The following is a 24,818-nucleotide window of genomic DNA, read 5'->3' on the forward strand; positions in this document are numbered from 1 at the left end:
GTTGTTCGCAGCGGTCACGCCAACGGACCCCGGACGGCCCGGCAAATGGTCCTTGATCCGCTCCCACTGGTCGTCGCGCAAGGCATGTCGATGCATCGGTCAGCCTCTCCAAAGCTGACTGCCTATGCATCGAAGAACCGGGGCTGCTGGAATCGGGAAGCCGCTTGTTGATCAACGATTCCGCCGCACTGTTGCAGCCCAGACTCACTCGGCTGGCTCCAATTGACGACACGCCCTACATCATCATCGGCGCCGGATCCGCCGGCTGCGTCCTGGCCAACCGCCTGACCGAGGATTCGCGCAGCACGGTGCTCCTGCTGGAAGCCGGGCCGAAGGACAGCTCGATGTGGATCAACATCCCCGCCGGCTTCGTCAAGCTGCTGAATAACCCGACCTACAACTGGAACTTCGAGAGCGAGCCGGACCCCAACCTGGCCAACCGGCGCATCCCGATCCCGCGCGGCCGCACCCTGGGCGGATCCAGCTCGATCAACGGCATGCTGTACGTGCGCGGCAATCCGCTCGACTACAACACCTGGGCGCAGTACGGGAACCGCGGCTGGAGCTACGACTCGGTGCTACCGTACTTCCGCAAGGCGGAACATTTCGCTCCCGGTGGCGACGGCTCGCGCGGGCGCGGCGGGCCGCTGAACGTCGAGCATATGCGCGAGCGCGCCGAACTGCTGGACGCCTTCATCGACGCCGCGGTGGACGAGGGCTTCCCCCGAAACAAGGACTACAACAACGGCCACCAGGAAGGCTTCGGCTACTTCCAGGTGACGCAGAGGAACGGCGAGCGCTGGTCCTGCGCCCGTGGCTACCTCGATCCTGCCCGCAGCCGCCCGAACCTGACGGTCGAGACCGAGGCCTACACCACCCGGGTGCTGCTGGACGGCAAGCGCGCCGCCGGCGTCGCCTACGTCCAGGGCGGCGTGGCCAAGGAGGCCCGCGCCCGGCGCGAAGTCATCGTCGCGGCCGGCGCGGTGAAGTCGCCGCATATCCTGGAACTCTCCGGCATCGGCCAGCCGGAGCTGCTGTCCTCGCTCGGCATCGAGGTGCGGCACGCGCTGCCCGGCGTTGGCGAGAACTACCGCGACCATTACGCGCCGCGCATGAACTGGCGGGTGAAGCTGCCGGTGACGCTGAACGAACGCAGCCGTGGCCTCGCCCTGGCGAAGGAGATCGTCAAGTACTACACGCAGCGCCGCGGCATCCTGACCTTCACCGCCGGCATCGCCTTCGGCTTCGTCAAGACCCGCCCCGAGCTGGAGGAGCCCGACGTCCAATTCCACTTCGCCCATGCCAGCTACGGCGACGCCCAGAAGCGCGACCTGGAAACCCAGCCCGGGATGACCCTGACCACCTATCAGTGCCGCCCGGAGTCGAAAGGCTCGATCCACGCGAAGTCGAACGACCCGCACGTCGCCCCCGCCATCCGGCCCAACTACCTGACCGACCCGATCGACCAGCGCGTGCTGCTGGACGGCATGAAAATCGGCCGGCGCATCATCGAGAACCCCCGCCTCGACCGCTATCGCGCCTACGAAATGAACCCCGGGCCGCGCGTGCAGACGGATGACGAATGGCTGCAATGGGCGCGCGAAACCGGCCAGACCACCTATCACGTCGTCGGCACCTGCCGGATGGGCCAGGACCCGATGGCCGTGGTGGACGACCGCCTGCGCGTGCACGGCCTCGGCGGCTTGCGCGTGGTGGACGCCTCAATCATGCCCACCGTCCCCTCCGGCAACACCAACGCCGCCGTCATCATGATCGCCGAAAAAGCCGCCGACATGATCAAGGCCGCGACGTCGGACGACCTGCGCGCGGCGGCCTGAGGTTGCAAGGAAGGCCAGGGCTCCGCCCTGGACCCGCAAAGGGGCGGAGCCCCTTTGATCCCATTAAGGCGGGTGGACAGGAGGGGGCGACCGTGCCGGTTGCAACCGCTGTGTTGCCCCCTCCTGTCCACCCGCCATACCGGGGTTCCAAGGGCCGTCGGCCCTTGGCGGGATCGAGGGGCAGCGCCCGTGGCCTTCCTTACGACTCCAGCAGGCGCCGCAGGAGTTCGACGTCCTCGGCGAAGGTGCCGTCGCGTTCCATCAGTTCGGTGACGCGGGAGACGGCGTGCATCACCGTGGTGTGGTCGCGGTTGCCGAACTTGCGGCCGATTTCCGGCAGGCTGCGGCTGGTAAGCTGCTTGGCGAGGAACATCGCCACCTGGCGCGGCCGGGCAACGGCGCGGGCGCGGCGGGCGGACGACATGTCGGTCAGTCGAATACTGTAATGCTCAGCAACTTTCTTCTGAATTTCTTCGATCGTCACGCGACGATCATGTGCTTTCAAGATGTCGTGAAGAACTTCGTGGGTCGTTTCGAGTGTGATCGGACGCCCGAACAGGTTGGCGTGCGCGACGAGGCGATTGAGCGCGCCTTCCAGTTCGCGGACATTGGAGGTGATCTTGTGGGCCAGGAACTCCAGCACCTTGATCGGCACCTCGACGCCGGCGCGGGCGGCCTTGGCCTCCAGGATGGAGATGCGCAGTTCATAGGTGGTGGAATGCAGGTCCGCCACCATGCCGCAGCCCAGGCGGGTGCGCAGGCGGTGCTCCAGGCCGTTGAGGTCGGAGGGCGACTTGTCGGCCGAAACGACGATCTGCTTGCCCTGCTCGACCAGGTAATTGAAGGTATGGAAGAATTCTTCCTGGGTGTTGTCCTTGCCGATCAGGAACTGCAGGTCGTCGATCATCAGCACGTCGACGCTGCGGAGACTCTCCTTGAACTCCATGGTCGACTGGCTGCGGATCGCGGCGATGAAGCGGTACATGAACTTCTCGGCGGACATGTAGGCCACCGAAACCGGATTGGAGGTCCGATCGGTCAGTTCCCAGGCGATGGCATGCATCAGGTGGGTCTTGCCAAGGCCGACGCCGCCATACAGGAACAGCGGATTGAAGCCCGGGCTGGACGGGCGTTCAGCAACGCGACGGGCGCAGGCATAGGCGAACTCGTTCGGCTTGCCGACGACGAAGCCTTCGAAGGTGAAGCGCGGATCGAGCGGGGCCGCGAGGTCGGAGCGGGCTTCGGCACGCTCGTCCGGCCAGGCAGACTGCGCCGCCACGCCCGGTCCAATCTGGCCCGATCCAATCTGGCTGCCCCCGTCGGGGCGCGCCAGGCCGTCACGGCGCGGCATGTCGTCACGCGCCGCGGACTCCCGCGCGACGGCCGGGGATTCGGCCGCCGCGGGGTGCGGCGCGGCGTTGCCGACGCGGATGTCGACCCGGCGGATGGCCGGATTTTCCGCCTGCCAGAGGGCGCTCAGGCGATCGCCATAGCGGGTGGAAACCCAGTCGCGCAGGAATCTGGTCGGCAGGTTGACGGTGATCTCATCGCCGTCCTGGCCCGCCAGTGTCATCTGGCGCAGCCAGGTGCGATATTCGACGTCGCCGACTTCGGCCTGCAGGCGTCCTCGGATACGGGCCCACTGAACTGCGAGTTGTGGTGCGTCCACGATCTCATCAGGGTCAGTCGTGGTCATCCAAAGTCCCCCTGCGCTGGCTGTCGCCCGCCATCAACCATCGTCCGGCGCAGCCGATGCAAGACCAACCGCGCGCTACACAATCTTGATCAACGCGGCACACAGTTTTCCCACCCCGGTAAAGGGTTTTTATTGCAGATAACGATGTTGTCCGGCTGACGCAGCCAAGTATGTCAGAGTTTCGAACGGACGCAATCGGAAAAAGTTGCAGGTCAAACGCGCCCAGATATACGCAAGAACATTTCAGCGAGGGGCGCCTAAGTATCTTATTACATTAGCGGATTTCTTCCGGAACCGATAATTTTATCTGATTGAAACGTAATATTTTGTAATGCCACCAGACCTCGATCGGGAGGTCCTCACAGATTTTTTACTGGATCGGCCGCCCCGGGGCAAGGCCGATCCAGGGCCGCTCAGGTGACGGGAAGCGCCTTGATGCGGGCCGACAGGCGGGACAGCTTGCGCGCCACTGTGTTGGCGTGGACCACACCCTTGCCGCTGGCCCGCTGCATCTCCGGCTGCGCCGCCCGCAAGGCTTCGGCGGCCGCCGACTTGTCGCCGCTCGCGATCGCGCTTTCCACCTTCTTGACGAAGGTACGCATGCGCGACTTGCGCGCCTGGTTGCGGGCAGTACGGGTAGCAGTCTGACGAATGCGCTTTCGCGCCGATGCGGTATTGGCCATGCGTTCTTCGATCAACAGGTTATGAAGCCGGGTGGCGTCCAGGTTGCGGACCTGTCATCCAGCCGGCGGAAGACGGGCGTTCTAAGCAGCGGCCTCGTTCGAGTCAAGGACGACGACCCGGACGGGACCGCGCCCAAGGTCGGCAAAAGGCAGGACTCTCAAGCGCGTGGCACAAGTACCGCGTGTCGTTTCGCCTTCTCCTCCGGCTCCACATGGATCGTAATCATAAGGTGACCCATCTCGGCCTTCAGCGCAGCCTCGATACGATCGCAGATCGCATGCGCGTGGGAAACCGTCATGCTGCCCGGCACCACCAGGTGGAATTCCAGGAACGTCAGCCGCCCGGCATGGCGCATCCGCATGTCGTGTGCCTCGATCGCGCCCGAGGCACTGTCAGCGACCAGTTCCTTGATCCGGTTGACGATCGCCGGCTCGGGCGCGGTGTCCATCAGGCCGCTGACCGAGGACGCGATCAGGCCCATGCCGGACCACAGCACATACAGTCCGGTCGCTCCCGCCAGCAGCGGGTCGAGCACAAGCAACCCGGTCGTCACGGCCAGGACCATGCCGATGGCGATCCCCGCCGAGGTGACCACGTCGGACAGCAGGTGCCGGCCGTCGGCCTCCAGCACCGGCGAGCGCAGGCGGCGGCCGGCTGCCAGCAGCCTGGCAGACCAGAAACCGTTGAGGCCGGTGGCCAGGGCGTTGATCGCGATGCCCTGGAACGGCACCGCCAGGGCCCGCGGGTGCCACCAGGCGTCCCAGGCTTCGACGAAGATCAGCCCGGCGGCGATCACGATCATCAGGCCCTCGATCACCGCGGCGAAGAACTCCGCCTTGTCGTGGCCATAGAGATGGTTGGCGTCTGCCGGCCGCGCGGCGTAGCGCAGCGCCAGCCAGGCAAGCAGGCTGGCGGCGACGTTGACGGTGCTCTCCAGGGCGTCCGAATACAGCGCGGCGCTGCCGGTGAGCCACCAGGCAACGCCCTTCAATCCAAGCACCGCGCAGCCGACGGCCAGGCTGCCCAGCGCGAAGCGTTCCCCGCTCGTCATGCGATGGGCGCCTAGCATATCGCCGCCCGGCCGTCAGCCGTCTTCGCGGTCGGGCGCCGGCGGCCGCAGGCAATCGCGTGCTCGCCGTACCGGGCCTGCCGGATGCAAACGGCAAGGTGAAGCACCGGCGGCCCGCCCGGCGGTTGACAGCAAACGCCCCGCGGCGCGACGAAATATCCGGAAACCAAGGGCCAGCCGCCTGCCCGTGGTCCGCGTTCACGAAACTCATCCACCCGACGCCGTCGAGTCACAAGGTTTGACGCAGGAATCCGTGCCTGACACGAAATCGGCCATGGCGGCAGGCGTCAAGCCGCGCTATCCAGCACCTGTAAATAAGCAAACGGAGTAGCTTATGCGCCGACTCTTAAGTGCCGTGACAGCGTTGACCGTTCTCTCCGCTCAGCCGGTGCTGGCCGAGCGGCAGTGCGCTTCCCTGTCCGATCAATCAGCCTTCGAACTGCAGGCGCTGCGCAGCGAGCTGATGGTGCTGGCCACCGGCTGTCACGAGGATGCGCGCTACAACGCCTTCATCCGCCGCTACCAGCCGGACCTGCAGGCGAACGAGCGCATGATCTCCAGCTACTTCCGGCACCGCTACGGCCGTGCCGGCCAGACCGAGCATGACCGATTCGTCACCGAGCTCGCCAACGCGATGTCGCGCCAGGGCAGCGACATGGGCGCCGACTTCTGTCCGCACAACGGCATGATGTTCAACGAGGTCCTGGCGCTGCAGTCGAGTGCCGAGCTGCAGGACTACGTCGCCGGCAAGAACCTGATTCCGGCCTCGATCGAGGTCTGCACGCCGATGACGGCCTCGGCCGCGACCGTGCACAGGGAGAAGGCCAGGGGCAGGGTCCGGGCCAAGGGCAAGCAGATCACCAGACGATAGACAGCCGCCGCTCGGCGTCGTCAGGGCCGGGCGTGTCCCCATGCGTATCAGGACAGGGCGTCGGGCGGAGCAAGGTCGTCGCCCCATCGTCATGGCCGGGCGGCAGTCCCGGCCATCTGCGCTTCGACGGTTGGGGGTAGATGGCCGGGACACGCCCGGCCATGACGGTGAGGTAACGGACGTCGCGCATTTTCAGCCATCGCAGTGCCGGCGCGCCTTTTGGCCAACGACCATGACCCGGAAGGGCCGGGGCCCTATGGCGCCGTGACCGTGACGGTGACGTTCAGCGTCGCGTCGCCGGGGATCAGTTTGACCGCGAAGGCGTCGTTGCCCGCGAAGTGGCGGTCCGGGGTGTAGTCGATCCGGGTGTCATCCCCGACCTCGTGGATCAGGATCGATCCGTGGCTCGGGCGGGTCTCCAGCAGCCCGGCCTCGAACGGCCTGGGCCCGTCCTGATAGACCCGGATGCCGCACCAGCCGCCATCGTTGCCCACCTTCATCGCGACGGCCGTCTTCTGGCCGCTGGTTGGGCTGAGCCGGGGCGCATCGCAGGTCTTCGCCGCGCCGGCCAGATCCACCGCGAAGATCCGCACGGCCGGACCGGCGGGCCCCGACGGATGCGAGCAGGCCTGCAGCAGGCCGGCGGTCAGCAGAAGCGCGGTCCATGCCAGGCGGGGCATCCTGCCGCGAAAGGAAGCTGGCCGGTTTTCGGTCATATCGTCTGAGCCTCTGTCTCTGTCATCATCGAGCCGGAACCGATAACCGCCGAGTCGCGCGTCTGGTCCGACCGGACGCTCCACATACCGGTTGTGGCGGGGATTGGAAGCCAGGATCAGCGGAAAGGGCTTGTGGCATAGCCCTGGTGCGCCGAGCTGTCCAACCCTCAATGGCGCGCGGGACAGTGCGGGCGGCCCGGCCATCCTGGCCCGTGACCGGACGATCTGCCGCGGAGCGGACGTCCGCCGGCCGGCGCCTTCACGCGATGCGGCTTGTCGAGTCCCGTTTGGGATGCTTAATGGCGCCCCGTTTCCCGCACTGCGGGATCGCAGCGCTGCCAGGATGACGATGAACCGAACCGTACCCAGCTTCCAGGACATCATTCTGCGGCTGCATGGCTTCTGGTCGCGCCAGGGCTGCGTCATCCTGCAACCGTATGACAGCGAGATGGGCGCCGGCACGTTCCACCCGGCGACGACCCTGCGCGCCCTCGGTCCCTCGCCCTGGCGCGCGGCCTATGTCCAGCCCTGCCGCCGCCCGACCGATGGCCGCTATGGCGAGAACCCAAACCGGCTGCAGCATTATTATCAGTACCAGGTGATCATGAAGCCCAGCCCCGCGGACGCGCAGGACCTGCTGCTCGCCAGCTACCGCGACATCGGCCTGGACCCGATGCGGCACGACTTCCGATTCGTCGAGGACGACTGGGAAAGCCCCACCCTGGGCGCCTGGGGCCTGGGCTGGGAAGTCTGGTGCGACGGCATGGAAGTCGGCCAGTTCACCTATTTCCAGCAGGTCGGCGGCATCCCGGTCACCTTCCCCAGCTTCGAGATGACCTATGGCCTCGAACGCCTGGCGATGTACGTGCAGGACCGGGAGAACGTGTTCGACATCGACTTCAACGGCGCCGGCGTGGCCTATGGCGACGTCTTCCTGCGCGCCGAGCGGGAATACAGCGCCTACAACTTCGAACACGCCGACACCGCCATGCTGTCGCGGCATTTCACCGACGCCGAGGCGGAATGCGCCGCCCTGCTGGAGCGCCGGCTGGCACTGCCGGCCTATGACCAGTGCATCAAGGCCAGCCACCTGTTCAACCTCCTGGATGCGCGCGGCGTGATCAGCGTGACCGAGCGGGCGAGCTATATCGGCCGGGTGCGGGCGCTGGCGAAAGGCTGCTGCGAGGCCTGGGTGGCGGGAGAAGCCGCGTGACGGGTACGCGTCTTTGCTGCCCTGGCAGAGACAGGTGGCGTTTGACGCTGCTTTCTACCATATTCGTCCATTAATCTACCAAGAGGCCGATATGGGTGCGCAACTGAATATCAAGAGCGAGGACGCCTATCGCCTGGCCTCCCGTCTGTCGGAACTGACCGGCGAAAGCCTGACCACGGTCGTGACCAGGGCATTGCAAAGCGAACTGGACCGAGAACAACGGCTGCGCGACAAGGCCGCCATGAAGGCGGATCTGCTGGCGATTGCAGCCGACATCAAGGCGAACATGCCCGATGACGTGACCTCTGATCACAACTGGCTTTACGATGACGAGACGGGCCTACCGAAGTGATTGTCGACTCGTCTGCCATTCTCGCGATCGTACTGCGGGAACCCGACCAGGAACGTTTCGTCGATGCCATTGTGGAAGCCGACACGTGCCGGATGTCGGTGTCGAACTGGTTCGAAGCCACCATAGTCGTGGATCGCCGCGGCAAGACCGAGGCCGTCAATCGCCTGGACGACTTCATGCAGCGTGCCAGGATTCAGCTGATGCCGGTCTCGGTGTCGCAAGGCGAAATCGCTCGCCGCGCCTGGCGGACGTACGGCCGCGGCATCCATCCGGCGCGGCTGAATTACGGCGACTGCTTCGCTTATGCGCTCGCCAAGGAAATCCGCGAACCCTTGCTGTTCAAGGGCAATGACTTTGCGCGGACCGACATCGAGCCGGCGCTGAAGGACTGATCCGTGGCGGAACTCTTTATCGAACTCTTCAGTGAGGAAATCCCCGCGCGCATGCAACGCGGTGCGGCGGCGGAGCTTGAGCGTGCCGTCACCGCGGCCCTCGGCGCCATCGCGCCGGCGGGTGTCCGGACCTGGTTCGGGCCGCGGCGCATTGCCTTGCGGGCCGATGTCGTCCCCGAGGTCGCGGCGTCGAGCAGCATCGAGCGCGGCCCGCGCAGCAGCGCGCCGGAGCAGGCGCTGACCGGTTTCCTGCGCAAACACGGCGCCACGCGCGAGCAGTTGCGCCAGGAAGGCGACTACTGGGTGCTGGAAAAGCGCACCGCCGGCGTCTCCGCCGCGGACCTGATTGCCGGCGCCATGCCCGGCCTGCTGCGCCGTTTCCCCTGGCCGAAATCCATGCGCTGGGGCGGCAGCAGCAGCTTCGTCTGGGTCCGCCCGCTGCGCCGGATCACCTGCCTGCTGGACGGCACGGTCGTCCCGTTCGACCTGCGCGAGGGCGCCGATGACGGCCACGGCCTGGCCGGCGGCAACCTGACCGAGGGCCACCGCTTCCACGCGCCGGACGCCATCACCGTTCTGGGCGCGGCTGACTGGCAGGACAAGCTGACCGCCGCCCGGGTCGTGGTGGACGTCGAGGACCGCAAGCGCATCATCGCCGACAGGATCGACGGGCTGGCGGCGGAGAAGGCGCTGACCGTGGTCGATGATCCGGGCCTGCTGGACGAGGTCGCCGGTCTGGTCGAATGGCCGGTGCCGCATCTCGGCCGCATCGCCGAGGAGCACATGGACCTGCCGCCCGAGGTGATGCAGGTGTCGATGCGCGTGAACCAGCGCTATTTCGCCCTGCGCACGGCGGACGGCCAGGCGGCCCCCCAGGCGGCCCCCCAGGCGGCCCCATGGTTCGCCTTCGTCGCCAACGTCGAGGCCGACGACCATGGCGCCGCGATCATCGCCGGCAACGAACGGGTGCTGCGGGCGCGCTTTGCCGACGCGCGGCATTTCTGGGACCTCGACCGCAAGGCTCGGCTGGAGACGCGCGTCCCGGCGCTGGACGCCGTGACGTTCCAGGCGAAGCTGGGCACGCAGGGCGAGCGGGTGCGGCGGTTAAAGGCGCTTGCCCGTACGATCGCAGTAAGAACCGGTGCCGAACTCCCGGGACGAATTGGCTCCGAGCTAGAGCCCGCTCCAATGGCTGTCAGGGCGGCCGAATTAGCAAAGGCCGATCTGGTAACAGGCATGGTTGGGGAATTCCCCGAACTCCAGGGCGTTATGGGCCGCTATTATGCTCTTCATGACGGAGAGCCGGCTGAGGTTGCTGATGCGATTCGCGACCATTACGCCCCGCGTGGCCCAACCGAGCCCGCACCTTCGGCACCTATATCGATTGCGGTTGCTTTGGCCGACAAACTGGACCAGTTGTCGCAGTTCTTCGCGATCGGTGAAAAGCCAACCGGGTCCGGAGATCCCTACGCACTGCGCCGCGCAGCATTGGGTGTCATTCGGATCATTCGTGAAAATGGTCTAAGGATTCATCTACGCCAATTGCTAGACGCTACCGGAACCGGCGCGACGACTGTTCAGGCCGTATTCGAATTCATTCGCGAACGTTTGGTCGTGCAACTCCGCGCCGAAGGAGCCCGCTACGACGTTCTGAACGCGGTGTTTGGCGCAAAGGGTATTACCCTCGACCAGGACGACGACCTGGTGGCGCTGCTGGCGCGCACTGATGCCATTGCCGCATTGTTACAGACACCAGACGGTGCCAACCTGCTGGTTGCCTATCGCCGCGCCGCCAACATCCTTCGTATCGAAGAGAAAAAAGACGGCCCGCACGACGCTCCGCCCGATCCCGCGCTGTTCCGTGAAACGGCAGAGATTGATCTGGATCAAGCACTTACCGCTTATCACGCTGTAGTGAGTCTGCTAGAGAAAGAGAACCACAGTACAGCCATGAGCACCATGGCTGGCTTGCGTGCGCCGTTGGATGCGTTCTTCGACAAGGTGACGGTCAATGCACCGGAGCCTGAATTGCGTCGTAATCGTTTGCGTTTGCTAGCCCGCGTCCGGTCCATGATGGACCAGATCGCTGATTTTTCTCGTATCGAAGGCTAAATGAGGGTCCGACATGACCAAGTGGGTCTATAGCTTTGGCGCCGGCCACAACGAAGGCCGAGCGGATATGCGCAACCTGCTGGGCGGCAAGGGCGCCAACCTGGCAGAGATGGCGTCCATTGGATTGCCGGTCCCGCCGGGATTCACCATCACCACCGAAGTCTGCACCGCATTCTACGAAAACCACCGGAACTATCCCGCGGACCTGAAGGATCAGGTCGATACCGCCCTGGCGCGGATCGAGAAGGCTGTCGGCCTGACATTCGGCGACAAGACCCATCCGCTGCTGGTTTCGGTCCGCTCCGGCGCCCGCGTCTCGATGCCCGGCATGATGGACACGGTGCTGAACCTGGGCCTTAACGACGAGACGGTCGAGGGTTTGGCGAAGGCCGCCAAGGACGAGCGGTTCGCCTGGGACTCCTATCGCCGCTTCATCCAGATGTACGGCTCGGTCGTGCTCGGCGTCGATCACCACCGTTTCGAGGAGATCATCGAGCACGCCAAGCTGGAAGCCGGCGTGATCGAAGACACCGCGCTGACCGCGGATCACTGGCGCGGCGTGGTGGACAGCTACAAGTCGATGGTCGCGCAGGAAATCGGCAAGCCGTTCCCGCAGGTCCCGCACGAGCAGTTGTGGGGCGCCATCGGCGCGGTGTTCGGCTCGTGGATGAACCCGCGCGCCAACACCTATCGCCGCCTGCACGACATCCCGGCCAACTGGGGCACGGCGGTGAACGTGCAGGCCATGGTGTTCGGCAACATGGGCAACGACTGCGCCACCGGCGTGTGCTTCACCCGTGACCCCTCGACCGGCGAGAACATGTTCTACGGCGAGTACCTGGTGAACGCCCAGGGCGAGGACGTAGTGGCCGGCATCCGCACGCCGCAGCCGCTGTCCAAGTCGGTCGCCAAGGCCGGCGAAGTGCCGCTGGAAGAAGCGATGCCGAACGCCTACAAGGAACTGCTGCAGGTCCGCGCGACGCTGGAAGAGCACTACAAGGACATGCAGGACATCGAGTTCACCGTGCAGCAGCACAAGCTGTACATGCTGCAGACCCGCAACGGCAAGCGCACCGCCGCGGCATCCCTGCGCATGGCGGTGGAAATGGCGCATGAGGGCCTGATCGACGAGAAAGAGGCGGTTATGCGCGTCAATCCCGCCTCGCTGGATCAGTTGCTGCACCCGATGCTGGACCCGAAGGCGCCGCGCACCCTGCTGGCCAAGGGCCTGCCGGCCAGCCCGGGCGCGGCCTGCGGCATGGTCGTCTTCTCGGCCGACGAGGCGGAAAGCCGCGCCGCCAAGGGCGATGCGGTGATCCTGGTGCGCGTCGAGACCAGCCCCGAGGACATCCACGGCATGCACGCCGCCCAGGGCATCCTGACGACGCGCGGCGGCATGACCAGCCACGCGGCGGTGGTCGCCCGCGGCATGGGCCGCCCCTGCGTCGCCGGCGCCGGCGGCATCAGCGTCGACTACAACAACCAGGTCCTGTCGGCCGGCGGCAAGGTGGTCCGCGCCGGCGAGGTCATCACCCTGGACGGCGCGACGGGTGAGGTTTTCGTCGGGTCCGTGGCGATGATCGAGCCGACGGTGTCGGGCGATTTCGGCACCCTGATGGACTGGGCCGACAAGCACCGCCGCATGGGCGTGCGCGCCAACGCGGAAACCCCGGTGGACGCGGAAACCGCGCGCAAGTTCGGCGCCGAGGGCATCGGACTGTGCCGGACGGAGCACATGTTCTTCGACCCGGAGCGCATCCTGGCGGTCCGGCAGATGATCATCTCCAACAACGAAGCCGGCCGCCGCGCCGCAGTGGCACGCCTGCTGCCGTACCAGCGCGAGGACTTCCGCAAGATTTTCACCATCATGGCCGGGCTGCCGGTGACGATCCGCCTGCTCGACCCGCCGCTGCATGAATTCCTGCCGCACGCGGACCAGGAACTGCAGGAGGTGGCGACCTCGCTGGGCACCGACCTGAACACGGTGCGCCAGCGGGCGATCGAACTGGCCGAGGCGAACCCGATGCTGGGGCATCGCGGCTGCCGCCTGGGCATCTCGTACCCGGAAATCTACGAGATGCAGGCCCGCGCGATCTTCGAAGGCGCACTCGCCGTGGCGAAGGAAACCGGCAAGGCACCGCACCCCGAGATCATGATCCCGCTGGTGGGCGCGAAGAAGGAGCTGGAGATCACCCGCGCCCAGATCGAAAAGGTCGCGACGGAAGTCTTCGCCGAGACCGGCACCAAGCTTGAGTACACCATCGGCACGATGATCGAGCTGCCGCGCGCCGCGATCACCGCCGACAAGATCGCCGAGGTGGCCGACTTCTTCAGCTTCGGCACCAACGACCTGACGCAGACGGTGTTCGGCCTGTCACGCGACGACGCCGGCAAGTTCCTGCCGCACTATGTCGAGGCCGGCATCCTGCCGAAGGACCCGTTCGTCTCGATCGACGTCGAGGGCGTGGGCGAGGTGGTGCGCATCGCGGCGGAGAAGGGCCGCAGCACCAAGAAGGACCTGAAGCTGGGCATCTGCGGCGAGCATGGCGGCGATCCGGCCTCGATCGCCTTCTGCGAGCAGGTTGGGCTGAACTACGTCTCGTGCAGCCCGTTCCGGGTGCCGGTGGCCCGCCTGGCGGCGGCGCAGGCGGCGCTGGGCGCGGCGACCGACCGGACGGCGTAAGCCGGTGCGGCGGGGTTTCGGCCCCGCCATCCGGCCGCTTCGGCGGTTGCCAGGATTGTGACGAAGCGATCCCCCGGCGGGTGCCCAACCGCCGGGGGATTTGCTTGACGGGCCAATACATCCGGCGGGACAGCCCGTGCGTATCACGGGAAGGGACTGGACGGAGCAAGGGCTTCTCCCTCGCCGTCATGGCCGGGTGTGTCCCGGCCATCTGCGCTTCGACGGCGGGGGGGATGGCCGGGACACGTCCCATGCGTATCGGGATAGGGCGACGGTTGGAGAACGGCCTTTCCCTGATCGTCATGGCCCGGCTTGTCCGGGCCACCTGTTCAAGCACTTGTGCCGCGACAGGTGGCCCGGACAAGCCGGGCCATGACGAGGGGGAACGGCACGCGCCGCCAAATCTTTCTCCGACCGCCGTCTTATCCTGATACGCATGGGGACACGCCCGGCCATGACGGAGGGACGATGACCCCGCGTGACCGCATTTTCGAAGCAGCAGCCTGCTGCCAATCCGATATCCGATGAACCGCGCACGCAGTCCGCGCGTTCCCTGTGGAGCCTGTTGGCTTGCTCCACAGCGGAGGCACCATGCCGGACATCAGCGTGACGAAAGTTGAAGCCACCTACGCTCCCAAGGGACTGGAAGGCCAGAGATACCTCGCGGCCGGCCGCAGCATCTCCATGCGGCTTTGGGACCAGGAGCCGCCTGGGGAGGCGAAGCCGGTTGCACGCCGGGACTACGAGACGGCCGGCTATGCCATCGCGGGCCGGGCGGAATTGGTTCTGGAAGGACAGACCGTACTGCTGCAGGCAGGGTCGTGCTGGATTGTCCCGAAAGGGACCGAACACACCTACAAAATCCTGGAAGCCTTCACCGCGGTCGAGGCAACCACCCCGCCCGCCGAAGTGCGCGGGCGGGATGCCGAACCGGCACAGCGGTAGAACGGCGCGAAGCCACCTCCCGAGGCGACGCACAGGGAGAAAACCCACCGGTCGATCCTGATGGGATGCAGGTCGCGTCGTCATCCTGCGGCTTTGCCGAAGCCGTGGATTACGACCATGGGGCTATCGTCTCGTGTGTCGGGTTTGGCTTCTGGCCAAGCCGTGCTTGTCCGGATGCGCCGCCCCCCGACAGTGCCGTCCGATGGTGCGGGTTTGCCGACAGGAACCGATCGCCGGACCAAGCCTGCGATATAAAGCCAGGCGGACGGATGTAGCGCTGCTGATTGCGTGATCCGCACACCATCGGAACCCGGCAACCGTCCCCCTCTTGGACCGTTGCCCTGCCATGTCCCGCCACGACAAAAGCTTTCTGCGCCGGAATGCGCCGCTGCTCACTTTCGCCGGCGTCTTCCTTGGTCTGCTGACGCTGGCAACGCAGCTTGATGACGCTTGCCGGGCCGGACCCGGCGGGCCTTCCGGAGGCAACGGCCCGCCGCCTGGGCCCTCGGGTAGAAAGGCACGTCTATACGGCCGAAGAAGAACAAGGCTGTACAGCCACACGGCCCGGAAACCAGCGGCCCCGCCAACGGGTCCCGAGCAGCCACTGACACCGCAACCGCCTGATGCCGCCGCCGGCCTGGTTTCTCATGGCTCCGCCGCGCGCCGCGAGGCCAAGGATCCGCAGCAGGAAGAGGAGGAGGAAGAGCCGGAACCAGCGCCTGAGCGGGCCAGGCCGGCAATCCCCAGGCCGTTCGAGGGCAACTACCCCATCTCCCTCTTCAACGCGATCATTGCGCTCTCGCCATTCATCGTGGTCACCACGGCGTATGCCCTGTTTACCGAGCAGGTCAGTCACGACGTCCAGGCATCGCGGACGGCGCTGTCGATCGTCGCGGGCCTTTCCACCGCGGGATATGCCTGGGGCGCATTCCTCGGCGGCGACCTTGTGCAGCGTTTCCGCCAGCGCCGGCTGTTCTTCCTGATGCAGGCTCTGTTCGCCGTCGGCTGCCTTCTGTCGGCAGTCGCTCATGATGCGCCGCTCTATGCCGCCGGCCGCGTCCTGGCCGGCTTCGCCACCGGCGGCCTGCTGGTGGCCGCGCTGCCGCCGGTCATCCAGAAATATCCGGCTGCAAAGCTGCCCATCACCGTCATAGCCGTGAACATCGGCTTCTTCGGCGCCGTGTGCATCGGCCCGCTGCTCGGCGGCTGGGTCGAGGCGGGACATGCCTGGCGCTGGTTCTATGGCGCGCTCGGCGCGCTCGGCGCGCTCAACCTGATCCTTGCCGTGCTGACGCTGCCGGACCAGGAACCATTCAATCCCGGTACGCGCTTCGACTATCCCGGCCTGCTGCTGGGGTTCGCCGCTGTGGTGCTGCCGTTCTGGGCGTCCGGCGAACTGATCGGGCATGGCTTCGCCTCGGCCCGCTTTGCCGCGCCCCTGGCCGTTGGATTGACCTGCTTCGTGGTCCTGATGCTGGTCGAATACCACCAGAAGGAGCCGCTTTCGCCGGTCAAGAAGATGTGCAACACGCCCTCGATCGTCGGGACCCTGGTCGCCATGATCGGCGGCGGCGTGTTCGTGGCGTTCCTGGAACTGGCCGAGCGCTTCCACATGCAGGTGGCGCACCAGACTCCCTTGCAGACGGGCATCCTGTTCTGGCCGCTTGCGGTCGCCGTGCTGATCACCGCCGTGCTGTTCGGGACCATCCTGCGCACGCGATTCATCCCGATCCTGATTCTGGGCGGCATGCTGTGCCTTATTGGCGCGGGTGGCATGTTCATGGGCCTGACGCCCCAGCGGGGAAACGCGCTGACGCTCGGCGCCGCGGGCCTGCTCGGGCTGGGCGCGGGCGCAACGGTGTCGCCGGGCCTCTACCTGGCCGGCTTCCCGCTTCCCTCGCAGATCATCGGTCGCGTCTTCGCGCTGGTCGAACTGGTGCGTTCACTGGCGGACTACATCATCGCTCCGGTCATGGCGGAGATCGCCCGCACCAGTTCCGGCGGAAAGCTTGTGACCCACGGCGTCCACATGGCGTTCGGGATCACACTGTGGCTGACCATCGCCTGCACCGTGATTGGCATGGTGCTGTTCCTGCTCGGCCGCCGCCCGCTGCCACGGCCTGACCTGGAGAAGTGGCTCGCCAACAAAGGGCCGGCGATCGAGCCGGTACCGCTGCTTGCCGCGCTCCGAGGCAAAAAAGCCGCGACCTAACAATCCGCCTGTGCCTGCATCCGCATCCGATGCGCGGCTTCCGGGTCGTCCCGTTCCCTGGCGGGATCGGCCGGGCGGAGTTCCGATTCGATGAACGCCGCAAATGCCCGTGCCTTGGCGCTTGGCATCCGGCCGGTCGGGTAAACCGCCCAAAGATCGACTGCGGGCAGCGCCCAATCGGTCAGGACCGCCTGGACTGCGCCCGATGAGAGCTCCGGATCGAACATCCACGACGATGCGATGGTCAGCCCGATATGCGCCAGCACGCCGGCACGTACCCCTTCGGCTGCACTGACGCAAAGCGGACCCGAGACGCTTACCGAAACCTCGGCCGTGCCTCGCCGGAAGGGCCACGTTTCGCGATTGCCGCTCCGGGCATAGATGACCGCCACGTGCTTCGCCAGGTCAGCGGGTACGGCAGGCGTCCCGGACCGGGCAAAATATGTTGGGGTTCCAATGACATACCGTGGAACAGACGCCAGCTTCCGCGCGGCCAGCGACGAATCGCCCAATGGTCCCATCCGCAGGGCGACATCGATGCCCTCCTCCACAAGATCGATGGGCCGGTCGTCCAGGACGATGTCCAGCGTCAGGCCGGGATGCGCGGCCAGAAACACGGGCAGGCGCGGCACAACGTGGATACTGGCGAACGTGACCGCGGCGCAGATCCGCAGTCGCCCGGTCAGGCCGGCACCGGCACCGCGGGCCGCCCGGTCCGCTTCGTCCGCTTCCTCGATCGCCCGCGTCGCGCGGTCATAGAAGCTGCGGCCGGCTTCCGTCGGCGACAGGCCGCGGGTGGAGCGTATCAGCAGGCGAACGCCGAGGCGCTTCTCGAGTTGTGCCACCGTCTTGGAGACCGCGGGCTGGCCGATAGCCAACCTGCGGGCGGCGGCCGAGAAAGAGCCGGTTTCCACGACCCGGATGAAGGTCTCCATCGCAGCCAGCCGATCCATGCCACTCCCCCGGGCCATTCCCCCAGGGAATGAATGTTATCGCCTGCCGGCGCCTGCCGCACCAGCCTCGGACCAGCCACCTTCCCCGCGTTGCCAACGGCGGCATGCGGGAGGAACCGGATGACCCGGGCTTTCAGCCTGTTACAGGTGATTCCTCCTGCCCTGCCGCCGCATGGCAACGCCTGCTCGTTCCCACGCGGCCGGTTGAGCCATCCGGCGAACGCTGCGGCCGGTACGGCATGAGCGGGCGCTTTTTTCCCACACAGGAGGTCATCATGTCATTGCAGGCAAAGCTGGATGCATTCAAGGCGGACTTCGAGGCCGGCAAGCCACCCTATAGCGTGCCGCGGTCGGTCATCGATGTCATGCACCGCGCCACCAGCGAACTGATCGCTTCCGGCCTGGCCGAGCGGGCATTGAAGGCCGGCGATGCGGCCCCCGCCTTTACGCTCGCCGATGCGAACGGCAGGAAGGTTTCGTCCGCGGACCTGCTCGCCACGGGACCGCTGATCGTCAGTTTCTATCGTGGCGTCTGGTGCCCGTACTGCAACATGGATCTCCAGGCGCTGCAGGCCGCGCTGCCGATGTTCCGCGACCGCGGCGCCAGCCTCGTCGCGATCTCGCCGCAGAATGCCGCGAACAGCCGCAAGTCGATCCGGAACAATAACCTGGACTTCCCGATCCTGTCCGATCCCGGCAATGAAACCGCGGCGGCGTTCGGGCTGCGCTTCAAGCTGCCGGACTACCTGATCGAGCTTTACCAGAGCCTCAGGAACGACCTGCCGGCCTTCAATGGCGATGCCAGCTGGACATTGCCCATGCCGGCCCGCTTCGTCATCGGCCAGGACAGCGTGATCCGCTACGCTGAGGTCAATCCCGACTACACCAGGCGGCCGGAGCCGGAAGACATGTTGCCGGCCCTTGGCCGCAGCCCGGCCCATGCAGCCTGACGGGACGCCGCGCCAGACTGCCATGAAAATGCCGTCTGGCAGGCGCCGGTCGTCTCTCTATCGTCATGGCCGGGCGGGTCTCGGCCATCCACCCCCCATCGTCGAAGCGCAGATGGCCGGGACACGCCCGGCCATGACGGTGGGGCAACGGGCTGCGCTCATTTTCCGCCATCGCGGCGACGGCTGGCTAACTCCGTATGGGACCGGCGCGGGAACCGGCGGTGCCGTGCCTGGACGAGCTACGCCGCCGCGGCCGGCACCGTTGTCTCGGGCCCCTTGTCCGGCCGCCTCACCCGCAGCCGCCGCAGCCGCCGCGCATCCGCATCCAGCACGCGGAATTCGATTCCCGACGGGTGGCTGATCACCTCGCCCCGGGTCGGCACGCGGCCGGCCAGGGTGAACACCAGACCGCCCACGGTGTCGATATCGGCATCGCGTTCGTCCTCGGTCAGCACCGGGCCGACCCTCTGTTCGAAGTCCTCGATCGGCAGGCGGGCGTTGAGGTCGATCGCGCCGTCGGAGCGTTCGGTGAACATCGGCGCCTCGACGTCGTCGTGCTCGTCAGCGATGTCGCCGGTGATGGTCTCGACAAGGTCCTCGATCGTTACCAGCCCGTCGATGCCGCCGTATTCGTCGACCACCAGCGCCAGGTGGATGCGCTGCTGTCGCATCTGCAGCAGCAGGTCCAGCACCGGCATCTGCGGTGCCACCAGCAGCGGCTTGCGCAGGATCGCCTCCAGCGAGAACTCCTCTGGCCGGCCGACATAGGCGAACACGTCCTTGATGTGGACCATGCCGATGACGTCATCCAGCTGTTCCCGGTACACCGGCAGGCGCGAGTGGCCGTCGTTGCGGATCAGCTCGATCGCCTCGTTGAGCGTCAGGTCGGCCCGCATGGCGACGATGTCGGCGCGCGGCACCATCACGTCGTCGGCGGTGGTTTCGCGCAGCCGCAGGACGTTGGCGATCAGCAGGCGCTCATGACGGTCCAGCTCCGGCTGCTCGCCCGGGACGTGCTGCGCATCGGCGGCTTCCTGCACCAGTTCGGCGATCGATTCGCGCAGGCTGTGCTCGGTCTGCTTGCGCCCCAGAAGCTGGCCCAGGCGAGACAGGAACGATCCGCGATGGCCGCTCATGCGCGCTTCCAGGGATTGGGCACGCCGATGCGGTGCAGGATGCGGGCTTCGGCCATCTCCATCCGGCGGGCGTCGCCGGGGTGGTGGTGGTCCTCGCCCTGCAGGTGCAGCGCGCCGTGCACGACAAGATGCGCCAGATGGTGCTCCGGGCGCCGCTTCTGCGCGACGGCCTCGGCCTGCACCACCCCCAGCGCCAGGATCATCTCCGGCGCCGGGTACTCATAGGTCAGGACGTTGGTCGGCTTGTATTTCCCGCGGTGACGCCCGTTCAGGTCCCGCACGGCGCGGTTGGACGACAGGACGATCGTCCCCTGCATGCCTGCCGCATGCGCCGCCCGCCGGACAATCACCTCGGCCTTGGGTATTCGTCTGTGCCACGCCGGATCCGCCACGATCAGGTCGATGGCGGCGCCATCGCCCTTGGGCGGCCGTGTACTTGGAGGTTCCATCGCTATCCGTTTACTCGCTCGGTTGCGGGCGTTCCCGCTCCCGACGCGCCTCTCTTTTCGCTGCATCGCGTTGATCATAGGCACCAACGATCCGCGCGACCAGCGGATGTCTTACCACGTCCCGTTGCTCGAAGCGCGCCACGCCGATGCCCTGGATTCCTTCCAGCGTATCCAGCGCGTCCCACAGGCCGGAGCGCACGCCCGGCGGCAGGTCCACCTGGCTGAGGTCGCCGGTGACGACCATGCGGGTGCCTTCGCCCATGCGCGTCAGGAACATCTTCATCTGCATGGCGGTGGTGTTCTGCGCCTCGTCCAGAATGGCATAGCAATGCGCCAGCGTGCGGCCGCGCATGAAGGCCAGCGGCGCCACCTCGATCTCGCCGTTGGTGATGCGGCGGATCACCTGGTCGGTGGGCAGCATGTCGTGCAGCGCGTCGTACAGCGGGCGCAGGTAGGGGTCGATCTTCTCCTTCATGTCGCCGGGCAGGAAGCCCAGGCGCTCCCCGGCCTCGACCGCCGGGCGCGACAGCACGATGCGGTCGACCTTGCCGGCCTGCAGCATGGCCACGGCCTGGGCGACCGCGAGGTAGGTCTTGCCGGTGCCGGCCGGGCCGACGCCGAACACCATCTCGTGGTTCACCAGCGCTTCCATGTAGCTGGCCTGCCCGGGGCTGCGCGGCACGACGGCACCGCGGCGCGTGCGGATCGCCGGCAGGTCCGACAGCGGCAGGCGCGGGTCGTTGTCGACGTCCACCATGCGGATGGCCGCCTCGATTTCCTGGCGTCCCACGCTCTCGCCCCGCTCCAGCCGTCGCCACAGCCCTTGCAGCAGTTCCTGCGCCGCATCGACCCGGCTGGCCTCGCCGGCGATGGCAACGCGGTTGCCGCGGCAGGAGAGGCGGACCCCCAGCGCCTGCTCGATGCGGACAAGATGCCGATCGTGATCCCCGAGAAGCAGGGGCAGCAGGGTGTTGTCGTTGAACTGGAGGGTGGTGGCCTTGCCGCCGGAGGTGGCGGCGATACCGGACGCTTGGGCGGCGGCGATGTGGGTCAAGCTATCTGTTTCTCCTGGATCAGGGTTCCCGCAAGTGAGTTTGGATGGCTGGCGACGATTCGCACCGTCGTTTCGTGACCGATCAGCGACGGCATCCCGATCACGTGTACCGGTTGCAGAAATAGGGATCGCCCGGCGATCTGGCCAGGGTGGCGGCCCGGGCCGGTGAACAAAACCGGCAAGTCCAGGCCGACGCAGCCGGCACCGAACCGGGCCTGTTGGTTACGCAACAGGGCCTGCAACGCCTGCAGGCGTCGGTCCTTGTCGGCTTCCGCGACCTGAACGTCCGCTCCGGCGGCCGGCGTGCCGGGACGCGGCGAGTACTTGAAGCTGTACGCCTGGGCGAAGCCGATGTCGCGCACCAGGGCCATGGTCGCGTCGAAGTCCGCCTCGGTCTCGCCGGGATGGCCGACGATGAAGTCGGACGACAACGCCAGGTCCGGCCGGGCGTCGCGCAGCCGGCCGATGATCCGGCGGTAGTCGTCGGCCGTATGCTTCCTGTTCATCGCCGCTAGGATCCGGTCCGCCCCCGACTGGATCGGCAAATGCAGGAACGGCATCAGAGCGGGGATGTCGCGATGCGCGGCGACCAGTTCATCCGTCATCTCGCGCGGATGGGAGGTCGCATAGCGCAGCCGCAGCAGCCCGGGAATCTCCGCCATCTCCCGCAGCAGGCGGCCGAGGCCCCAGTGGGAGCCGTCCGGCGCCTCGCCATGCCAGGCGTTGACGTTCTGGCCGAGCAGCGTGATCTCCCGCGCGCCCTGGGCCACAAGGTGCCGCGCCTCGCGCAGGACGGCGGCGACCGGGCGGCTGGTTTCGGCGCCGCGGGTATAGGGCACGACGCAGAAGCTGCAGAACTTGTCGCAACCCTCCTGGATGGTCAGGAAGGCGGTGACGCCCTGCGGCGTGGCGCTCTCCGGCAGGTGGTCGAACTTGTCCTCGGGCGGGAAGTCGGTCTCGATGACGGCGCCGCCGGCGCGGCTGGCGCGGGCGACCATCTCCGGCAGCCGGTGGTAGGTCTGCGGCCCCAGGACGATATCGACATACGGCGCGCGGGCGAGGATTTCTGCGCCTTCCGCCTGGGCGACGCAGCCGGCCACCGCCAGGATCATGCGCCCGCCGGTGGCTTCCTTCAGGCGGCGCAGGCGGCCGAGTTCGGAGAACACCTTCTCCGCCGCCTTGTCGCGGATGTGGCAGGTGTTCAGGATGACCATGTCGGCGCCATCCGGTTCCGCGGCCGGCCCATAGCCGAGGGGCGCCAGCACGTCCGCCATCCGGCCGCTGTCATACACGTTCATCTGGCAGCCCCAGGTGATGACGTGCAGACGCTTGAGGTTGGTGCCGGTCATGAAGGACGCTCCGCATACGCTGGCCGGACGGTTCCGGGGCCAGGAGCGGCAGAGATGATCGGCCAGGACTGCAGGGTCAAGCGCAAGAGCGCGGCGATGCCTCCTTCGACTGGCGTTACTGTGGCAACATTTGCCGTGGTCGTGTCAATGGCGGATTTAACGGTTGCCAAAATTGCCGGGGTTTTTTCCGTTCAGGCGCCTGGCTGGTCCGTTGCCCCACCGTCATGGCCGGGCGTGTCCAGGCCATCCACCCCCCACCGTTGAAACGCACATGACCGGGACATGCCCGGCCATGGCGGTGGGAGAACGGCCAGCGCCGCGTCAGCCGTGCAGTTTCGCCGCGGTGTTCGCGACCCGGCCGCCCAGGTAGCGGGCGCCGTCCAGTTCCTTCTGCGACGGCTTGCGCGACCCGTTGGCGCCGGCGATGGTGGTGGCGCCGTAGGGCGCGCCGCCGACGATCTCCTCCAGCGTCATCTGCGGCGCGTAGCCGTAGTCCATCCCGACCACGATCATGCCGAAATGCAGCAGGTTGGTGATGATGGAGAACAGCGTCGTCTCCTGCCCGCCATGCTGGGTCGCCGAGGACGTGAAGGCGGCGCCGATCTTGCCGTTCAGCGCGCCGCTGGCCCACAGGCCGCCGGCCTGGTCGAGGAAGCTGGCCATCTGCGACGGCATCCGCCCGAACCGCGTCGGCGCGCCGATGATGATGGCGTCATAGTTTGCCAGGTCGTTGATCGCGGCGACCGGGGCGCCCTGGTCCAACTTGAAATGAGCGCCTTTCGCGATTGCCTCGGGCACCGTCTCCGGCACGCGCCTGACATCGGCATGGGCGCCGGCGGCGCGCGCCCCTTCGGCCACGGCCTTGGCCATGGTTTCGAGGTGGCCATAGGTCGAGTAGTACAGCACCAGAACGTTCGCCATCATGATCTCCTGCAATCCGGACGCCCCGACAACGCGGCGGGGCGGTGTCCGGTGCAGGAATCTGTGGACGGCCGACGCCCAAACAAATAGAAATTGTGGAAACCCATCCTTTCGGAAATGCATGTCGAAGCTGCCGGATCTGGAGGCGATGGCGATCTTCGCCAAGGTCGTCGAGGCGCGCGGCATCAGCGCGGCGTCCACCGATACCGGCCTGTCGGCGCCGACGATCTCGAAAGCCCTGGCCCGGCTGGAGCAGCGGCTCGGCGCCCGGCTGTTCAACCGTTCCTCCCGCCGGCTGGTACTGACGGAAGCGGGGCGGGATCTGGCCGATCACGCCGCGCGCCTGCTGGCGGAGGCCGAGGCGGCGGAGGCGGCCCTGGTGGCGCAGTCGGCCTCGCCGCGCGGCACGGTGCGGCTGGCGGCGCCGATGTCGTTCGGCGTGCGCGAGGTGGCGCCGCTGCTGCCGGCGTTCCTGGCGGCCTATCCCGACGTCTCGATCGACCTGCACCTGGCGGATGCGCTGGTGGACATCGTCGGCGACGGCTTCGACATGGCGCTGCGTATCGGCGCACTGCCCGATTCGTCGCTGGTGGCAAGGCGGCTGGCCCCGGTTCCCGGGCTGACTGTCGCCGCTCCTTCCTATCTGGCACGGCGCGGGCGGCCACCGCATCCGGCGGAACTGGCCGGGCATGACTGCTTCGCCTACGCCTATCTGCGCACGCGCGATGTCTGGCACTTCGCCAACGACGCGGGGGAGACGGTGACGGTCCGGCCCTCGGCCCGCCTGCGGGTCAACAACGGCGACGCCGTGCTGCCGGCGGTGGTGGCGGGCCTGGGCATCGCCGGCCTGCCCGAGTTCCTGGCGCGCGAGGCTCTGGCGGACGGACGGCTGGAACGAATCCTGCCGGAGTGGCAGTCCCTGGTGTCCAGCCTTTACCTGCTGATGCCGCCCGGCCGCCCCCGGCCGGCGCGGGTGCAGGTGCTGGCGGATTTCCTGGCCGAGCGCCTGTCGCGACGGGAGGGGTGACCCTCGCGGGGTGCCCGGCCAGGCCCTCGGCTGAACAGCACGCTTCACAAGGGTCATTGCCGAGCTTGCCGACAATGGGCTCTGCGAAACCGGACCCCGGCTTGCGCCCTGGCTAGACAACTATTACAGAACTGCATACAACCGTTGTAAGATTTGGATACCTGAAACACAGCCAAACAGTGGTTTTTTTGCAGCC

At 66.9% G+C, this 24,818-nt stretch carries 21 protein-coding genes and 1 pseudogene; 11 read left to right on the forward strand and 11 right to left on the reverse strand.

Translation table 11 applies throughout. The features are described 5' to 3' along the window. Positions 1-96 (reverse strand): annotated as a pseudogene (locus CCS01_RS34980) (IS5/IS1182 family transposase); the annotation flags it as partial. Positions 97-167: 71 nt separating this feature from the next. On the opposite strand from CCS01_RS34980, the gene CCS01_RS04030 reads away from it, so the two are divergent. Next, positions 168-1,838, forward strand: coding sequence for a GMC family oxidoreductase (locus CCS01_RS04030; RefSeq protein ID WP_204848137.1), 1,671 nt, complete (start codon positions 168-170; stop codon positions 1,836-1,838). Between the two features lie 199 nt (positions 1,839-2,037). Here the strand turns inward: CCS01_RS04030 and dnaA are convergent, their stop codons facing one another. From dnaA to CCS01_RS04045, 3 genes are all read right to left on the reverse strand, one after another. Then, positions 2,038-3,534 (reverse strand): chromosomal replication initiator protein DnaA, encoded by a 1,497-nt coding sequence (gene dnaA, locus CCS01_RS04035; protein WP_104517541.1) that lies wholly within the window; start codon positions 3,532-3,534, stop codon positions 2,038-2,040. Between the two features lie 413 nt (positions 3,535-3,947). Then, positions 3,948-4,217: a 30S ribosomal protein S20 gene (gene rpsT, locus CCS01_RS04040; RefSeq protein WP_104517564.1), complete on the reverse strand. Its 270-nt coding sequence runs from the start codon at positions 4,215-4,217 to the stop codon at positions 3,948-3,950. 158 nt (positions 4,218-4,375) lie between these two features. Next, positions 4,376-5,269: a cation diffusion facilitator family transporter gene (locus CCS01_RS04045; protein ID WP_104517542.1), complete on the reverse strand. Its 894-nt coding sequence runs from the start codon at positions 5,267-5,269 to the stop codon at positions 4,376-4,378. Between the two features lie 352 nt (positions 5,270-5,621). On the opposite strand from CCS01_RS04045, the gene CCS01_RS04050 reads away from it, so the two are divergent. After that, a complete protein-coding gene (locus CCS01_RS04050) occupies positions 5,622-6,158 on the forward strand; it encodes a hypothetical protein (protein ID WP_146101555.1) in 537 nt (178 codons plus the stop codon). Positions 6,159-6,412: 254 nt separating this feature from the next. Here the strand turns inward: CCS01_RS04050 and CCS01_RS04055 are convergent, their stop codons facing one another. Beyond that, positions 6,413-6,874 (reverse strand): hypothetical protein, encoded by a 462-nt coding sequence (locus CCS01_RS04055; RefSeq protein ID WP_104517544.1) that lies wholly within the window; start codon positions 6,872-6,874, stop codon positions 6,413-6,415. A 349-nt stretch (positions 6,875-7,223) separates the two neighbouring features. Between CCS01_RS04055 and CCS01_RS04060 the strand changes: the two genes are divergently transcribed. From CCS01_RS04060 to CCS01_RS04090, 7 genes are all read left to right on the forward strand, one after another. Further along, on the forward strand, positions 7,224-8,087 hold the full coding sequence (locus CCS01_RS04060; protein WP_104517545.1) for a glycine--tRNA ligase subunit alpha: 864 nt from the start codon (positions 7,224-7,226) through the stop codon (positions 8,085-8,087). Between the two features lie 34 nt (positions 8,088-8,121). Then, positions 8,122-8,439: a type II toxin-antitoxin system VapB family antitoxin gene (locus tag CCS01_RS04065; protein WP_239991997.1), complete on the forward strand. Its 318-nt coding sequence runs from the start codon at positions 8,122-8,124 to the stop codon at positions 8,437-8,439. Further along, the gene (locus tag CCS01_RS04070) at positions 8,436-8,831 is read left to right on the forward strand and encodes a type II toxin-antitoxin system VapC family toxin (protein WP_104517547.1); all 396 of its coding nucleotides are present in this window, start codon (positions 8,436-8,438) and stop codon (positions 8,829-8,831) included. The genes CCS01_RS04065 and CCS01_RS04070 overlap by 4 nt, the downstream gene beginning before the upstream one ends. Before the next feature lie 3 nt (positions 8,832-8,834). Next, the gene (gene glyS, locus CCS01_RS04075; protein WP_104517548.1) at positions 8,835-10,943 is read left to right on the forward strand and encodes a glycine--tRNA ligase subunit beta; all 2,109 of its coding nucleotides are present in this window, start codon (positions 8,835-8,837) and stop codon (positions 10,941-10,943) included. 13 nt (positions 10,944-10,956) lie between these two features. Continuing rightward, a complete protein-coding gene (gene ppdK / locus CCS01_RS04080) occupies positions 10,957-13,626 on the forward strand; it encodes a pyruvate, phosphate dikinase (protein ID WP_104517549.1) in 2,670 nt (889 codons plus the stop codon). 591 nt (positions 13,627-14,217) lie between these two features. Continuing rightward, positions 14,218-14,571, forward strand: coding sequence for a cupin domain-containing protein (locus CCS01_RS04085; protein WP_104517550.1), 354 nt, complete (start codon positions 14,218-14,220; stop codon positions 14,569-14,571). Between the two features lie 811 nt (positions 14,572-15,382). Next, positions 15,383-16,783, forward strand: a complete 1,401-nt coding sequence (locus tag CCS01_RS04090) for an MFS transporter (protein WP_158258224.1) — start codon at positions 15,383-15,385, stop codon at positions 16,781-16,783. Here the strand turns inward: CCS01_RS04090 and CCS01_RS04095 are convergent. Next, on the reverse strand, positions 16,780-17,736 hold the full coding sequence (locus tag CCS01_RS04095) for a LysR family transcriptional regulator (RefSeq protein ID WP_104517552.1): 957 nt from the start codon (positions 17,734-17,736) through the stop codon (positions 16,780-16,782). The two genes, CCS01_RS04090 and CCS01_RS04095, sit on opposite strands and share 4 nt — an antisense overlap. A gap of 275 nt (positions 17,737-18,011) precedes the next feature. Between CCS01_RS04095 and CCS01_RS04100 the strand changes: the two genes are divergently transcribed. Next, positions 18,012-18,686, forward strand: coding sequence for a peroxiredoxin-like family protein (locus tag CCS01_RS04100; protein ID WP_104517565.1), 675 nt, complete (start codon positions 18,012-18,014; stop codon positions 18,684-18,686). A gap of 239 nt (positions 18,687-18,925) precedes the next feature. Here CCS01_RS04100 and CCS01_RS04105 read toward each other — a convergent pair whose 3' ends face one another. The 5 genes from CCS01_RS04105 to wrbA all read right to left on the reverse strand — a co-directional run bounded on the left by CCS01_RS04105 (position 18,926) and on the right by wrbA (position 23,595). Next, positions 18,926-19,822 carry a hemolysin family protein gene (locus tag CCS01_RS04105; RefSeq protein ID WP_104517553.1) on the reverse strand — a complete coding sequence of 299 codons (897 nt, stop codon included), beginning with the start codon at positions 19,820-19,822 and terminating at the stop codon, positions 18,926-18,928. After that, positions 19,819-20,271 (reverse strand): rRNA maturation RNase YbeY, encoded by a 453-nt coding sequence (gene ybeY / locus CCS01_RS04110; protein ID WP_104517554.1) that lies wholly within the window; start codon positions 20,269-20,271, stop codon positions 19,819-19,821. The genes CCS01_RS04105 and ybeY overlap by 4 nt, the downstream gene beginning before the upstream one ends. A gap of 10 nt (positions 20,272-20,281) precedes the next feature. Continuing rightward, positions 20,282-21,316 (reverse strand): PhoH family protein, encoded by a 1,035-nt coding sequence (locus CCS01_RS04115; RefSeq protein ID WP_239991998.1) that lies wholly within the window; start codon positions 21,314-21,316, stop codon positions 20,282-20,284. Between the two features lie 5 nt (positions 21,317-21,321). Continuing rightward, complete coding sequence (gene miaB, locus CCS01_RS04120) at positions 21,322-22,674, reverse strand: tRNA (N6-isopentenyl adenosine(37)-C2)-methylthiotransferase MiaB (RefSeq protein ID WP_104517555.1); 1,353 nt, start codon at positions 22,672-22,674, stop codon at positions 21,322-21,324. Between the two features lie 321 nt (positions 22,675-22,995). Continuing rightward, complete coding sequence (wrbA, locus tag CCS01_RS04125) at positions 22,996-23,595, reverse strand: NAD(P)H:quinone oxidoreductase (RefSeq protein WP_104517567.1); 600 nt, start codon at positions 23,593-23,595, stop codon at positions 22,996-22,998. A gap of 121 nt (positions 23,596-23,716) precedes the next feature. On the opposite strand from wrbA, the gene CCS01_RS04130 reads away from it, so the two are divergent. Next, positions 23,717-24,622, forward strand: a complete 906-nt coding sequence (locus tag CCS01_RS04130) for a LysR family transcriptional regulator (protein ID WP_104517556.1) — start codon at positions 23,717-23,719, stop codon at positions 24,620-24,622. Positions 24,623-24,818 lie beyond the last annotated feature (196 nt).

The sequence above is a fragment of the Rhodopila globiformis genome, from assembly GCF_002937115.1.
Taxonomy (GTDB): Bacteria; Pseudomonadota; Alphaproteobacteria; order Acetobacterales; family Acetobacteraceae; genus Rhodopila; species Rhodopila globiformis.